Genomic DNA, 15,691 nt, shown 5'->3' with positions numbered 1-15,691 from the left:
ATGATTGCTGAACAAAAAGTTGGAGCCAGGATTTGTGGCTCCGGCTTTTAGTACTGCAAGTAAACTGATCCGGGGCACAACTTTAACTGCAGTAATACCGCAATAGCAAAAAGAAGAGAGTGATATGTGATTTATTACGGCGTATACAGGGCTGCAATTGATGGCTTTTACATCCAGCCTGAGCAGATATAGTAGATATTGCTACCTTTACACTATCATATCTGGCTCAGAAGTACCGGTTAAACTCGTGGCGCTTCAGTATGCGATGTCTTTTTCGCCATGTACATGGCCTTATCAGCATAATTCAGTAACGAGTCCGCATCCTGTGCATCCAGCGGGAATATGGAAATGCCGATGCTTCCGGAAATGCTGATAACGAACTCATTAATCAAAAACGACTGCGAAAGTGCCGCAGCCATGTTGTCTATAATTGGCCTGAGAATAATCTCATCTTTATTTAAGTCCGGAAGTAAGGCTATATACTCATCCCCACCCAGTCGGGCAAGTGTGTCCTCTTCCCGTAGGCAACTCTGTAAACGGAATCCGACCAGACGGAGCAGTTCATCCCCTACTGCATGTCCGTAAATATCATTTACGGGTTTAAAACGATCAAGATCGATAAACAGGAGAGCCACCTCCTTATTACTGGCAATAGCCTGAGTGATAGCCAGCTCAAGGCGATTCACCAGTAACCGGCGATTAGGTAATCCCGTCAGCGAATCAAAATTTGCATGCAGCCATGCGATATGCTCGCGCTGCTTTCTGTCGGTAATATCGCGGATAAAGGCTGAAAACAACTGTTTGCCGGACTGCTGGTACGGCCATATTGACAGCTCAATCGGGAATTGTCCCTTTTCACGGTGCAGTGCTGTGATTTCAATCGTCCGGTTCAGAATATCAGACGGCTGGGAAGCCTGAAAACGCATCAAACCGCGTTTATGCTGTTCGCGGAATGCTTCCGGGATAATCATTTCACTCAAATCACTGCCAATGGCCTCGTCGGCACGCCAGCCAAACATCTTCTCCGCCGCATGGTTCCAGTTAATGACGTACCCGGTCAAATCAATGGTTATTACCGCATCCTGTGCTGTTTCGACCAGTTGGCGATGGTTTTGCTCACTTTCCTGCAGAGCCGATTGCATGGTCTCAATCTGAGTAATACTTTCCTGCAGTTCACGATGCACCTCCGCCAGAGAGAGAGAAAAGAAGCGTATTCTTTCCTCAACCGTCATGCTTTTCATCTCTTCGTACAAATCGTTAGCCGTTCGCGCGCCCATAGCTAGCCCCTCCAGCTACCCATACCCTGACCTGAGTATACGAGGTTGTCAGCTGCAAGCCGCTAAAATTTTATGATGCTGTGCCGGGCTTTCACCGTCATAACAAGGCATTTCATGCTGTTACAGCCCCGTTTTTTAGCCTGCTTAATCTGTGTGCACTGACCGTTTTTTCTGAGATTTCAAGTATTCTGGCAATATTCTGCGCCAGGAATCTATTGAACCGTAAATAAAACGTTCTGAGTTCCTGACTTGATAATGTACTTAACAAATAAGTCAGAATTTTATGTATGATGGAGTGATTTTTTGGGGGGGTGTATTTTCTCTGGGTATTTTTATCGAGTGATGTGGCGCTCTACGCTGACTACTATATTTGTAAATATTGATTTTATTTAAAAATATCACAAAATAAAATAAAAGCACCGTTTTAAATTTTCAGTGATGCAACTACACTATTCGACAGGCACTGATTCACAGTGTCGCTTTTCATTATTTAACTGTCCTCGTGAACTTTATTTATCAACAGGTTTATCCGTGAGTAAACGTATTTCATCAAACCAGGTTATTTTCCTGGCAGGGACAGCGGCGTTAAGCATCGTGCTGTTTGCTTTTGACGCTGCATCCATTGGCCTGTGTGCGGCTTTCCTGACAACAGGCTCATTCTCCTTACAGGTTTTCGATATTCTTAAAACGCGCGAGACCAGGGCGATTTCAACCAAGATGTATCTGGTCTTTATTAGTGGTCTGTTACTGTGGTTAACCTACGGGATTAAATCAGGAGATATACCGCTGATTGCTGCTAACGGCATTACGTTGCTGCTGGCAAGCTCCGTGATGGTGTTGAAATGGAATAACGAACGCGTCTGATAACAGATGAAAGATAAACAGCGCTTAATGCGCTGTTTATTTTTAGCTATTGTGACGATATTTGCTGAATTACCCGCTTAACCCTCGAAGATACCTCACGCTCTCCGCTAAGGCGGTACCCGTCAGCTCTTCTACAATGATGGGAATATGGCTTAACTGAAGACGTTCAAGTCTCTCCAGTACCCACGCATAGTCGATAATCCCTTCCTCAAGCCCCACCGGCACTTTAAGACCGTCTTTCAGGATGAAGTTCTTAAAGTGGAGGAGGCGAATCTGCCCGCCATGGGTGAGAAGAAAATGCTCCAGCACCTCGCGCCAGCGCGTGGCGTTACCGGCATTAAGCAGATTCGCAAGATCCAGCGTGACCTGAAAACGGGCCCCTAATCGCGCGTTTAGCTGCGCCAGACGGCGGGCGTCGTGAATAATATGGTCGCTGACCGCCTCAACCAGAAAGTGCCGGTCATGCATCACCAGCGAAGGGCGCAGCTGTGACAGCGTTTGTTCTACGGCCAGGAAGGCCGCCTCGCCGTGGTTATCCGGATGCCATGTCCAGTCATCGTCGTTGAGGGAACCCGTTTCGCTTCCCACTGCCGCAACTCCGCTTTTGCTGGCAACGGCGATGGTAAAGCGGACACGTTCAAGCTCTCGTGCCAGCACGTCGGGGCTGGAATGTGCCGGATTAAAGTAGCTCGCCAGCAGAAACAGAGAAAGTCCGGAACACTGAAGGTGATGAATACTGGCAACGATCGCCTCTTCATCCCGGGCCTTCCAGTCGGCCTCCCAGGTTTTATGGATAGCCAGCTGTAGCCCGTCGAGGCCCAGAACCCGGGCCTCGTCGATAATAGCCTGCAGGGAGTGGCCGTTCAGATCGTGGGCGCGGGCGCCGATGTTCAGTCGGTTCATACGCTGCTCCTGTTGGGATCATGACAATGGGGGAGCATTGCTCCCCCACAAGGTTATCTCACTCAGACATCAGACCGCAGGCGCGTCTGCCAGCTCAGCGCTGATACCACCCGGCCCTTTATTGAACTCTTGTTCAAAGTACTCGCGCACCATCGGTGCCGAGAGACCAACCACAACCTGCAGGTTTTTGCCTGCGCGCATAACGCCAAGCGCGCCCGCCTGCTTCAGCATCTTATCGTCCGCGACCAACGCCTGATCTTTCACTACCAGACGCAAACGGGTCTGGCAGTTGCCGATCGTGTCGATGTTGGTGTAGCCGCCAACGCACTGGAGGATAGCCGCCGCCTTAAGTCTGTCCGGCTCCTGGCCTGTGACCGGTGCGCCAGACTGCTTGTTGCGATAGTCCTGCTTGGTATAAAGACGGACTTCTTCTTTTTCGTCTTCGCCACGGCCCGGCGTCAGGAAATTAAAGCGCAGGATCATGTAACGGAACACGAAGAAGTTGATCGCCGCAAAGCTCAGCCCCAGACCCAGGTGGATCCAGATAAGATGCGCGTGATTCTTGGCGTAGAAGACCCAGTTGAACAGGATGATGTCATTCAGACCGCCGCCCATGAACCCCACCACGCCGCACAAATAAAGCACCACGCACAGGGTCGCGCCGATCAGGGCGTTCACCAGATACAGCACTGGCGCCACAAACAGGTAGGTAAACTCAATCGGTTCGGTGATCCCCACCGCCATGGCGGTGATAATCGCCGGGATCACCAGCGCGGCAATCTTGCGCTTCTGGCTTTTCTTCGCCGTGGCATAGATTGCAAGACCCGCCCCTAATGAACAGAAGACGCTGATGTTGCCATACAGGGAATAGCCCGCCGCCGGGAACTGTTCAACCAGCGGAACGGTAGAGGCCGCGTAGGTGGAGACATTTTCAATCCAGTGGGTGTACAGACCGCCGTCAACCACCGCCGGACCGAAGAAGAACGGGAAGTAGACGAAGCGGTGCAGACCGGTCGGCACCAGCATACGTTCAACAAACGCCAGCATCCACATGCCGAACGCATCCGCTTCAACATACATGCTCTGCATGGTGTTGATGCCAAGCTGCACCTTTGGCCACAGCAGGCAGGTCAGGTACGCCATCGGCAGCATCACGAAGAAGGAGATGATAAACACTAGGCTCATCCCCTGGAAAATACCCAGGTAATCCGGCAGCTTTTTCTCAAAGAAGCGGTTATGCACCCAGGTCACCACGCCGCCGATAATCAGCGAGAAGACAATACTTGTATCCAGCGTTTTAATACCGCCCACCAGCGCCAGACCGCTGGAGCCGCCAATTGCTTTGTCGAAATCAACGCCGAACTCAGGCCCCCAGAAGGTGAGCATGCTGTTGGTGAAGTAGTTGTAGGCCATATAGGCGAAGAAGGCGACCAGCGCCGCACGCGCCTGGCCGGTTCTGGCCAACCCTACCGGCAGCGCCATACAGAACAGCAGCGGGAAGTTTCTGAAGATAGTCCAGCCGCCGGACTTGATGATGGTCATCACCTTATAAAAGTTAGAGTCCGGATGGGCAAGGCCGCCCATCACGTCGGGCATGGTCAGCAGGCCAGTGATAGCGAGCAGTAAACCGGTAAAAGGTAGAAAGGCAATGGGGACAGCCATGGCGCCGCCAAAAGTCTGGAAGGCCCCCATAATATTCCGTTTGGACATCAAATGTTCTCCGAATAATGACAACGTTAAATCTGTTACGCCAGCCACTGGCCCTGTTCGAGCTCGAGCAGTAGCAGCATCGTCAGCGCCTGGGCATAAGGCACAGGGGCAATGGCGATGTCGCAGTAGTACTGATGGTCATGCCCCACCATGGTCCCTTTGGAGGCTTCAAGGACGATGCCGTCGGCATCAATGCGCTGCCACACCGCGCGAGCGGCCCGCAGCGCCGGTTCTACAACCGCCTCATCCAGCAGGCCAAGACGGACGCCGCGCAGCATGCCGTAGGCCATCCCCGCCGTGGCGGATGACTCCTGCGGGGAGTAAGGGTCATCCAGCACCGTGTGCCACATGCCGTTTTCCGCCTGCAGGTCACACAGGGTGCGCACCTGGCGTGAAATAACCTGGGTTAAAAAGCGGCGGGTGCCGGCATCCAGGTGTTCGCCCATCAGATCGATAAACTCAGGGATCGCGACGGTTATCCACGCGTTGCCGCGCGCCCAGAAGGCGCCCGCGAAGTGGTGATTACCAAGGAAGGTCCAGCCGTGATACCACAGGCCGCTGCGCGGATCGCTCAGGTAGCGGGTGTGCAGCAGGAACTGGTAGACGGCTTCGTCTATCAGATCCTGGCGTTTCAGTACGATCCCGGCGGTGCCGAGGAACAGGCAGGTCATAAACAGGGTGTCATCCCAGAGCTGCCCGGTATTTGGCTGTTCCTTCACCACGTGCTGAAAACCGCCTTCTTCGGTCCGGGGGAGGTTTGCCATCAGGTCGTCAGCCCAGGCGTTGACCTCGGTGCGCAGATCGGCGCGATCGCCATGCCCGGCCAGCAGCGCGAGGGTTATCATCGGCGCGGTGGTGTTGATTTGCATCGCCGGCAAACCTTTCGCTATCTGCCCCTCATACCAGTCAAGCAGCGACGCCTGTAGCGCGGCGTCGTTCTGATGCAGGGCATAACGCCAGAAGCCATAAAGGCCGACGCCGACCTCCCATTCCCATTGCTCAAACTGAATAGCGAGACCTTTGCTGGCGCTCAGCTCGCCCATGCCTTTTAGCTGACAGAATCCATGAACGACCCGCTCGAGGGCAGGGATGAGTTGTTGTGGTTTCATTGTGCGTCTCCACGATAATTCACGACGGGATGGCATCCGGCATCGGCAGGAAAGGTGCGTTCAGTGCCGTCAACCTGGCAGTTGCCTTGCCAGTCAAGGCGCATCAGCTCGCCGTCCGCCGTGGCGGCAATGGCCTGGCTGTGGTCGTCCAGATGAACGCTCAGCGTCGACATGCGCAGGCAAAAGGCGTCGAAGTCATGCTCATCGCCGTACCCTGCTTCGATATACCAGGCAACGCGGCGTCCCTGTGCACGGTATTCGTGACCGGCGGTCATGCCCTGAGTCACGGCCACCAGCGGCGCGGAACAGCAGATAGCTGCAAACGCCTCACCGGCGCGAACCAGGCAGGTATGAGAGGTGCTAATGACCCGATCGAACGCGTCGCCTGGCAGGTAAAGGTGGGTCCAGGGGAATATTTCCTCTTCAGGCAGGCTGTAAATCTGCATCGCGCGGTTGTCGACCTGCATGACTCGCGGTAATACGCCGTTGCCTGACCAGTAGGAGGGGCGTTTTTCACCGCCGGGCTCGTGGTCTCCCGGATGGTTAACCCACAGTTTCGCGTCATGGTGGGTGGCGAACTGAACATCCACCAGATGCTGCTGGTGGCCCCGTTTACCGGTATGGTGATCAACGCAGCTGGAGAGGCTGACGCCGGGTGCTTTCCACACGACAATATTCCCACCGCCGGCCTGATAACTGGCAGACAGCGTTCCCTGATGTAAGGCGGCATAGCGGTGAGTGTCGGCTGGTGGCTGATAGTCGCTGGCGCAAAACAGCGGCAGTGAGGCGCATTTACGGTTGTACCAGCCGCCGCCCCAGGCCACGTTGCCGTAGGCTGACAGCTCGGTAAGGATGCCCGCCAGCAGCTCTTTTTCGTACACCCGCCCCATGGTACCGGCGGCAATACCGGCCTGATAATGCAGGGAACTCAGCAGCATCAGCCGGTCGATCAGGGCTTTTGCGCGTTCACTGACCCAGGCATCCGCCGCCAGCTCGTACAGGGCAAACAGACCGATATAGTCAACGGGGTAATACGGCGCGGAATTCCATTCGACAAAGCCGTGCTGCTCAACGGCGTCAAACCACTGTGCCAGGCGGCGGGCGGCAATGTCGCGCTGCTGCTCACCAGAACGCCCCGATGCCAGAAACAGCGCGTCAGGGAACATCTGGCCCGCCAGATACTGGGCGGTATGGAAACAGAGCGTATGGTTTTCACTCCAGAACCACATCACGTCGTTACCTGGCTCATCCAGCCAGTAGCGGTAGCCGAGAATGGTGCTGCGCACGCGTCGCCAGAGCGCGGGGGGAAAATGCTCACCCTCGTGATCGCGCCAAATCCACAGCAGCGGCACCAGTGAGAAATCAGAGCAATCTTCCCTGGCGCTGATCCGCTGCAGGGTATCAAGCAGCAGCTGAGTGGCAGCCTCCGTGACTTCGCCGCAGTGCAGCATAGCCAGCAGGCGCGAGGTACGGTCCATCCCATGATGCGCCGTGTAACGCAGCGCCTGTAGCTTGCGATCCTGCAGTCGGGTTGATGATTCTGCCGTACCCGGCGGCTGCATGATGTTCACCCCGATGGCGCGGGTGAGACAAACATTCTCGCAGCGCAAACGTAGCGCAATCTGATAGTGCGCAGCGCCAATGTCGGGAGGGATCTCAAGGGTAAACGACTCAGATTCTGGAGCGACCAGCCCAAAATCGACCTGGCGCGGAGTGAAATTATCGTTGCCCATCCCGTGTATCTCACCTTCAAGATGAACGCTACAGGCAGGCGATGTGGCAGCAAGGCGGACGCGTGCCTGATGGTTCCGGGCCGTCAGTTCAGGGCGCATACTGCTGGCGAACCGGGTTAACGCATCCAGCGTTTTTGCCTCGATGTTCGGTAGCGATACGCCCAACGGCACATCACCGCGATAAATCAGGCGCAGTACAAAATGGGTGTCGCGCTCGAAGAGCTCTTCAAGGTGAATGAGCAGGGTGTTTTTTCCGCTTTTCAGCGGCAGCAGGACGTCACTGTGTTGCTGCGTGTTGCGCGTGAAAGGGGTGAAGCAGGCGAGGGCCTTGCCATCGCGCCAGACCCGAACGCCACCGCAGGTTGACAGTTGAAACGGGTAAAGCCCGGCGCATTCAGTATGCAGTTCCACCTCCAGCCAACGCTGGACGTGGAACGGCAGGCGATTGAAGGACGAAAACGACACGGTATCGCTCTCACCGGCAAAGGTGACCTGTGAGCGCGGTAGCGCCTGTGAGGGATCGACGTAGCGTTCCGCCATCTGCTGGCGAAAAATCTGCCGGCAAAACGTCTCCTCTGACGGTCCGGCTCCATTCTGGAAATGGTAATCCATGGTCATATCCATTGCTTCACCGGTAAAAAACTCGGCGAATCGCTCTTCGCGGGAGGCCGATACGCAAAAACGCGTCAGTGCTTCTCCCGGTTTAAGCTCCCAATTTCCCAGAGACATACAATTCTCCTTGTCATCATTGTCGCCTGTTGGCGCTAATGACATTGAAAATAAGAGCAGACCCTTTTCCATTGACGAAAACGAGCCTGCGGTAATTAACCCATCTTTAAATACAAATTATCCAGAGGCGCGATCGTCAGAATACGTATTCAATCCCGACGCGCCAGCGCCACTGCCACTCGTCAGGGTAGGGGCTGGTATCAGTAGGATCGTTATACGATACGTAACCAATTTCGGTATAAGGACGCCAGTTTTTATTAATAGGAACCCGAATGGTTACGTTATTCAGATAAGAATATTCCTCACCTTTAAAGTCAGGGTAATCAAGTTTCTTATATTCAAAGTCGTAGGCGATAGACCAATTCTCAGCGTTATAACCGAGGTAATAGTTCAGCTGAAAATAGTGTCCATTATCTTGTCCAGAAGCATCGGTATAATTACGCTGACCTACCCTGAAACGCGCAGCAGTATAAAGCTCAGGGGTAATCCAGTAGGTTGGTTTGAAATGAACGCGCAGATCCTGGACATCGTCGGTTATCTCGGTATTAAATCCGGCTTCCCACCACCACGTTTCATTCGGTTTGGCGAGATAGCTCAGATCGTATTCAGTACCGGTGGTATGAAAACCATCGAATGCCCCTTCACCTTCGTTGGTAAATTTGGACTCAACGCTAAAGCCCCAGCCGTTATCGAAACGATGCCCTACGACAAGTCGATCGCTTTGCTGTTCCGATTTCTCCAGAAATTCGTGGCGGTAATTGAGGCTCCAGGCATTTGCATTCAGGCTTGTTAACGCCGAACAAACGGCAAGGGCAACATAAACAGATTTCAACGTCATACCTATCAATCAATCCTGTGAAAAGAACTACTAAAGGTTTTTATCGCCAGATGACATGCTCTGCGGCACGCTCTCTGACCTGAAACGGCACAGTTTCATTTTCCATGACAAGCCGTGTGGACATATAAAAATTGAAATTAGCGTTTAATCAAAATGAAATAACGTTTCTTTTTATATATCTTATGGTCTTATCGGGGGATTGACGGACGTGCGAAAGCGCTCTGCACCTGGTCTGGTGCAGAGTTTGCAACGATGAGATAAAGCACACGTGAAGCCACTGCGGCGTGCTTTCTGGAAATTAATAAATCTAATTGGTAATTTTTGGAGTCACTTACGTGCAATGACGGCGGGTCGAATCTGAGAAGGGATGGCTACGGCAACGTAGTGGAAACCACAATGGATTGATGACAGGTAAGGCAAAATGCTTTCTTCTTGTGAACGGTCAATATGCTGGCCCATTCCTGCGGGTGTTCGCCTTCTGAGGCCCTCGCTCTTATCGCACAGAGTCGATCAATCTCGCAGTAGGCGCTCATGCTGTCGCAGTGAGGGCATAATACCGGTCCATTCTGGAGCTTCATATCATCTCTCCAATGCCGTGCACTTCAGATTAACATTGTCATAACATAGCGCTGATAAAACGGGGGGACAATCATCACGGTGTTTAATTCTGGAGAAGGGATCCTGTTGAGGGCTTGAAGTCTACTTAATTGAGGCAGTTATAGCGTTGTGGGCAAATCATTTTTTCCAGTACGACTAAATGGCGATTAAAACCCCGGGAGCATGGCCAGATGCCGCAATAACGTGATGTCCCGGGATGAATGATAACGAACACATTAGGTGTGTCGTTTGAGGATTACATCCTCAACTTTGCCGTCGCAGCATCAAGGAAACTGTAGGTTTCATGCTCTTTAGGATCGATCCAGGGCGTTTCCCAGGTACTCCAGACCACGGCAACCAGGTTTTCTTTCTGGTTGATGGTGATGAATTGCCCAAAGACCCCTTGCGCCGTGAACGCGCCTGATAAATTCGGAAAGTTTTTCACAGGGGTGCTGCTGTAGGCATCGTTACCCCATACTTTTGGGTCTGTAAGGTAGTCCCAGGCCGTCCATTGACCTTTTGGAAACGACCACCAGTTATAGCCGTAACCCATAGGGTTAGCGTAGGGATGAGAAGTTTCATTAATCGCAGAATAGAGAGCACCCTGCTGATTTTCCGGGGAGTCTGGCGCGGGATACCCGGCTTCAGCGACCCATCCCGCTGGAAGCACTTGCTGGCCCTTAATAACGCCATTGTTGAGAATAAACTGACCGAAACGGCCATAGTCTCGCAGCGTCATGCTCAACGATCCGCCGGCAAACTCTTTGCCATTTTTTGACTCCAGCAGCCAGTAACCATCGGATTCCATCCCCATTGGAACCCAAATTTTACGCGACAAATAACTCGACAACGATTCACCGCCTAATGCGGCGGTCAGCACCTCTCCCTCCATGTGCGTTTCGCCCGTTTTATAGTTAAAACGGGTTCCCGGTGTGGCGACTCGTTGTAGTCCGGACATCACCCCAAGAATGCAATTCGCTTTACCTTCTTCAACGCATTTGAACATGGCGGAAAAGTCAGACTTTGGGTCACGATAATCTTCGTTCCACTGCACGCCAGAGGTCATTTGCAATAGTTGACGGACGGTGACTCCGTCATAGGCGGTTCCTTTCATCTGCGGGAGATAGTTGGTCACCGGATCGTTGATGTTTTTGATTTTACCCTCTTTGACCGCCACCCCGATGAGCGTTGACACGATAGACTTCCCGGTGGAAAACGACGTCCATTTTGAGGTCTCACTGTTACCCTGGGCATAGCGTTCAAGCGCGATATGCCCGTCTTTGATGATAAGCAGTCCGGCGACGTTATTACGTTTCATGAAATCGTCGATGTCGTAGGTGTGAATACCATCAGGTGAATATTGCACCGTGCTGAGGGGGACTGCGGCGGCCGGGAGTGGTGAAACATCATCACCATGATGAAAAGTGCGGGTATTGAAAATTTGGTCAACGTTACGGTACGTGCCGGGCTGCAGATCGTGTTTGAGCGTCAAAAAATCTGTCGCCGCACCAATCTTATCTTGCGCCTTGTTGGGTACCGCCGAAGCGCTGGCGGTAAAACTGGTTAGAGGGAGGCACAATGCCAGCACGCTGCCGAAAAAACGTAGGGTCTTATTATCTTTATATGCAGGGTACATATTATCTCCGGAGCAATATTTTGAGCACCATGCTCAAAACATGAGCACCAGTATAGGTAGCCATTCCCGGTTCGGTCGAGAATCAACCCGTCGAATGAATCATGCTATGAATAGTGCTTGAAAGGCAGAAAGACAGCGTTCTGATCCCGATGATGAACAGCATTGAGATTTATTTAACAAAGGTAATTTAGTGATATCTATAGATATTATTACTTATTTACCTATTCTTTTTTTCCCTGCTAACCTTAAAACATCATTCAGTACTAACCTCAAAATAACCTTCATTACTATGATGATACCCACCAGAAAGGCTTACAGCTTACAAGGTTATTTACAGGCTACCTCTTTAGTTTACTTGCATTATGCAAGTGAATTGCTGTGCTTGTGTGCCAGGAATTAATAACGCGACGTTTTCATTTTTATTGCAAGTGTTTTAATCGGCGCCCCAGGTAGCATATTTACCTTCGGGGAGTAATTCGACAGTGGAGGTGGTCATGGAAGTTCGTAGTGAAAGATTAATATCTTTAAAAGCCCTGGTTGTCCATAACAGTGCCAGCCATGTTGGGGTGGTTAATGACTCAATAACCCGGCTAATCGATGCATTAAATCATAAAGGTATCATCACCGTAGTGGCGGATTCTGCCGACGATGCGGCGGCAGTTTTGCGCAACGATGCGACGATTGAACTGGTGCTCCTCGACTGGATAATAAATAACGAAGAGCAGCAGAACGAATCGGCCAAAAAAGTCATCGAGGCGCTGCGCAGTAAAAGTCAGGCGATTCCCTTATTTTTGTTACTGGATAACCGGCAGGGTGAAAACTTAACGCACGAAATAATGCGTGAAACCGATGAACTGATTTGGATCCAGGAAGATACCCCCGTATTTCTTGCCGGGCGTATCCATTCGGCGATTTTAGCTTACCGGGAAAAAATCGTTCCTCCGCTGACCAGAGCTATTTTTGAATTTGCACAGAAATACGAATATTCGTGGCACACGCCAGGCCATGCTGGTGGGACGGCGTTTATGAAATCTGCCGTTGGCCGCGCTTTTCATGACTATTTTGGTGAAAACCTGCTGCGTTCGGATCTCTCCATTTCCGTTGGTGAACTCGGTTCTTTGCTGGATCACAGCGGGCCTATCGGCGAAAGCGAAAAGTTTTGCGCCCGGGTTTTTGGCGCTCACCGTGCCTACACGGTGACCAACGGCTCTTCGATGTCGAACCGCGTTATCATGATGTCCTCGGTGGCACGCGGCGACTACGCGCTCTGTGACCGGAATGCCCACAAATCGACGGAGCAGGCGCTGACGATGACCGGCGTGGTGCCAACCTACCTGATGCCGTCACGAAATTATCTCGGTATTATCGGGCCGGTTTATGCTAACACGTTGAGTGAGCATGAAATTAAGCAGGCCATTGCCCGCAACCCGCTGGCGAAGGACAAAAACCAAAAGGCGCTGCACGCGATTATCACCAACTCGACCTACGACGGGCTCACTTATCATGTGCCGACGGTGGTTAAACAGCTGGATGCCAGCGTCGATCGTATTCACTTCGATGAGGCGTGGTACGGCTATGCACGCTTTAATCCGCTGTATGCCGATCGTTTTGGTATGTATGGTGAAGCCGACGATTATCCGCGTGATCTGCCAACGATTTTCACCACCACTTCCACGCATAAACTGCTGGCCGCACTTTCTCAGGCCTCGCTGATTGGCGTTCGTGACGGGCGTAATCCGGTGCCGCATGCTCGTTTTAACGAAGCCTACATGATGCATGCGTCTACCTCGCCGCTGTACCCCATCATCATGACCAACGAAGTGTCGGCGGAAATGATGCGCGGGGAGAGTGGTAAATACCTGACGACAGAATCCATTACCGAAGCGGTGCGTTTCCGTAAAGCTGTTCGCCGTATTCGTCGTGACCTTCAGGAAAATCAGGACTGGTTCTTCTCAACCTGGAATGCTGATTTTGTCACCGACCCGGATACCGGGAAGAAAATCTCCTTCGAAGATGCGCCGGTGCCGCTGCTGGTCACCGACCCGCGCTGCTGGGAACTGCGCGCCGGCGACGAGTGGCACGGTTTTCACAATATCGAAGACGGCTACTGCATGCTCGACCCTATCAAAGTTTCGGTGGTGATGCCGGGTGTCGCGACCGACGGCACGCTGGAAGCGACCGGGATCCCGGCGACGCTGGTGACAGCCTTCCTCAGCCTGCGCGGTATTCAGGTAGAAAAAACCACGGACTTTACGATCCTGTTCCTGTTCTCGCTTGGGATCACCAAAGGTAAATACGGCACGTTAATTAACGCGCTGCTGAAATTTAAAGATGCCTACGACAGTAATATTCCCGTAGAGCAAGTGCTGTATGCGCATGAAAAAGATTGCCCGGAGGAATATAAAGGCAAGGGATTAAAAACTCTCGCGGACGAGATGTTTGCTTTCTTTAAGGAAACCGGATTTACCCAGGTGCAGGCGGAAGCCTTTACAACGTTACCGCAGCCCGCCATGACCCCGGCAGAGGCCTACGTCAAGCTGGTGCATAACGAGATTGAAACGGTCAGCGTGGATAACCTTTACGATCGCATTCTGGCGACCGGCGTGGTGCCGTATCCACCAGGTATTCCGATGATCATGCCGGGTGAAAGTGCCGGGGGTCAATCCAGTCCCTATATTCGCTATCTCCAGATATTGCAGCAGTGGGATCGGCGTTTTCCAGGTTTTGGTCATGATATTCATGGCGTGGAAAATGAAGACGGTACCTATTACGTGCAGTGCCTGAAAACCAGCAACTAACGCGGAACTATTCCTGCTGTACGGAGAAAGACTATGGCGATTAAAAAACTGAGCGTCGTGCAGTTAACGATGTTAACCGCGATTAACATGCTGGGGTCGGGGATTATTTTATTACCGACGAAACTGGCCCAGGTAGGGAATATCTCGATTGTGTCGTGGCTGGTGACCGCCACGGGCTCCATGGCGCTGGCCTGGGCATTTGCCCGCTGCGGCACCCTGAGCAACAGACCTGGCGGTATGGGGGGATATGCTGAATATGCCTTCGGTAAAGCGGGAAACTATATTGCTAACTACACGTATGGTCTGGCGATTGTCATCGGTAACGTGGCGATAGCGATAACGGCGGTGGGTTATATTATTGGTCTGTTCCATATCAACCCCAACCCGCTGCAAATTGGTTTGATGACCATCGGGCTGTTATGGCTCACCACGTTTGCTAACTTCGGTGGCGCAAGTATCACCGGTAAAATTGGCGGGGTAACGGTGTGGGGAGTCATTGCACCGGTAGTGGTGGTCTCAACCGTGGGCTGGTTCTGGTTCAAGCCGGAAATCTACGCCGCAGGCTGGAACCCGCATAACACCAGTCTGTTCGGCGCCGCCAGTTCGTCGGTGGCGGTGACGCTGTGGGCCTTCCTCGGCCTGGAGTCGGCCTGTGCGAACAGCGATGCGGTGGAAAACCCACAGAGGAACGTGCCAATTGCGGTGCTGTTTGGCACGCTCGGTTCGGCAATTATCTACATTGTGTCGACCAACGTCATCGGCGGCATTATTCCGAATGCTGAACTGGCGGTTTCTAACGCCCCGTTCGGTCTGGTATTTGCCACCATGTTCACCCCGATGGTTGGCAATATCGTCACCGGCTTGATGATCATTGCCTGTATCGGCTCTCTGTTGGGCTGGCAGTTCACCACCGCCCAGGTGTTTAAAAGTTCGGCGGACGTGGGCTATTTCGTGAAGGTGTTTGCGAAGACCAATAAAAGCGGCACGCCGATTGTCGGGATGCTGATTTTGCTGGCTATCCAGACCGTTCTCAGCTGGCTCTCGATACCGGTCAGCGCCAGCGGCACCCGCTACGGCTGGGCGCATCATATGGCCACCGGCAACGTGGGGGTGTCTGACCAGTTCTCGGCGGTGGTAGACCTGTCGGTGGTGACGAATCTCATCCCGTATATCCTGTCGATGGCGGCGCTGGTGACCATTCAGGCAGTCCATAAAGTACCGACACGCCAGGCGCTTATTAACAATATGGTTGCCGGGGTTGGCGCGGCCTATAGCTACTTTGCGCTGGTGAACTCGGGTGATAAGGCGCTGATGTACGGCGGGGTGGCGACCATCCTGGGCTTCACGCTGTTTGGCGCGGTCAGTGCGCGGTTTGTGAAAGGCGAACAGCTGGCGCATCCGGATCGGGTCATTACCGGCGAAGAGGATGTCCCGGCGATCCCTTATCGCGATAAATAATCGCCAGCGGGCCGGGTCCTGAAGGGACTGCGGCCCGCT

The 15,691-nt window shown here is 52.8% G+C and carries 11 protein-coding genes; 3 read left to right on the top strand and 8 right to left on the bottom strand.

From position 1 onward, the window contains the following. Positions 1–239: 239 nt before the first annotated feature. On the bottom strand, positions 240–1,277 hold the full coding sequence (locus tag C7387_RS11260) for a GGDEF domain-containing protein (protein WP_038254559.1): 1,038 nt from the start codon (positions 1,275–1,277) through the stop codon (positions 240–242). A 531-nt stretch (positions 1,278–1,808) separates the two neighbouring features. Between C7387_RS11260 and C7387_RS11250 the strand changes: the two genes are divergently transcribed. After that, positions 1,809–2,141 (top strand): SemiSWEET family sugar transporter, encoded by a 333-nt coding sequence (locus C7387_RS11250; protein ID WP_174706373.1) that lies wholly within the window; start codon positions 1,809–1,811, stop codon positions 2,139–2,141. A 69-nt stretch (positions 2,142–2,210) separates the two neighbouring features. Here C7387_RS11250 and C7387_RS11245 read toward each other — a convergent pair whose 3' ends face one another. From C7387_RS11245 to C7387_RS11215, 7 genes are all read right to left on the bottom strand, one after another. Further along, complete coding sequence (locus tag C7387_RS11245; RefSeq protein WP_120816680.1) at positions 2,211–3,044, bottom strand: sugar phosphate isomerase/epimerase family protein; 834 nt, start codon at positions 3,042–3,044, stop codon at positions 2,211–2,213. 69 nt (positions 3,045–3,113) lie between these two features. Then, positions 3,114–4,754: an alpha-glucoside-specific PTS transporter subunit IIBC gene (locus tag C7387_RS11240; protein ID WP_120816679.1), complete on the bottom strand. Its 1,641-nt coding sequence runs from the start codon at positions 4,752–4,754 to the stop codon at positions 3,114–3,116. A gap of 35 nt (positions 4,755–4,789) precedes the next feature. Continuing rightward, on the bottom strand, positions 4,790–5,863 hold the full coding sequence (gene bglB / locus C7387_RS11235; protein WP_120816678.1) for a beta-galactosidase BglB: 1,074 nt from the start codon (positions 5,861–5,863) through the stop codon (positions 4,790–4,792). Next, positions 5,860–8,325: a hypothetical protein gene (locus tag C7387_RS11230; protein WP_244922360.1), complete on the bottom strand. Its 2,466-nt coding sequence runs from the start codon at positions 8,323–8,325 to the stop codon at positions 5,860–5,862. The genes bglB and C7387_RS11230 overlap by 4 nt, the downstream gene beginning before the upstream one ends. Before the next feature lie 136 nt (positions 8,326–8,461). Next, entirely contained in the window at positions 8,462–9,163 is a 702-nt protein-coding gene (locus tag C7387_RS11225; RefSeq protein WP_006818913.1) for an oligogalacturonate-specific porin KdgM family protein, read from the bottom strand. 371 nt (positions 9,164–9,534) lie between these two features. Continuing rightward, positions 9,535–9,741 (bottom strand): hypothetical protein, encoded by a 207-nt coding sequence (locus tag C7387_RS23165; RefSeq protein ID WP_120816676.1) that lies wholly within the window; start codon positions 9,739–9,741, stop codon positions 9,535–9,537. Between the two features lie 275 nt (positions 9,742–10,016). After that, complete coding sequence (locus tag C7387_RS11215) at positions 10,017–11,396, bottom strand: serine hydrolase domain-containing protein (protein WP_120816675.1); 1,380 nt, start codon at positions 11,394–11,396, stop codon at positions 10,017–10,019. 494 nt (positions 11,397–11,890) lie between these two features. Between C7387_RS11215 and C7387_RS11210 the strand changes: the two genes are divergently transcribed. Both C7387_RS11210 and potE read left to right on the top strand, forming a co-directional pair. Further along, complete coding sequence (locus C7387_RS11210; RefSeq protein ID WP_120816674.1) at positions 11,891–14,194, top strand: Orn/Lys/Arg family decarboxylase; 2,304 nt, start codon at positions 11,891–11,893, stop codon at positions 14,192–14,194. 33 nt (positions 14,195–14,227) lie between these two features. After that, positions 14,228–15,652 (top strand): putrescine-ornithine antiporter, encoded by a 1,425-nt coding sequence (potE, locus tag C7387_RS11205; protein WP_038254574.1) that lies wholly within the window; start codon positions 14,228–14,230, stop codon positions 15,650–15,652. Positions 15,653–15,691: the final 39 nt, after the last annotated feature.

Source organism: Yokenella regensburgei (assembly GCF_003634235.1).
Classification (GTDB): Bacteria; Pseudomonadota; Gammaproteobacteria; order Enterobacterales; family Enterobacteriaceae; genus Yokenella; species Yokenella regensburgei.
The sequence above is the reverse complement of the archived record's forward strand: the minus strand, read 5'-3'. Positions and strand labels throughout refer to the sequence as shown.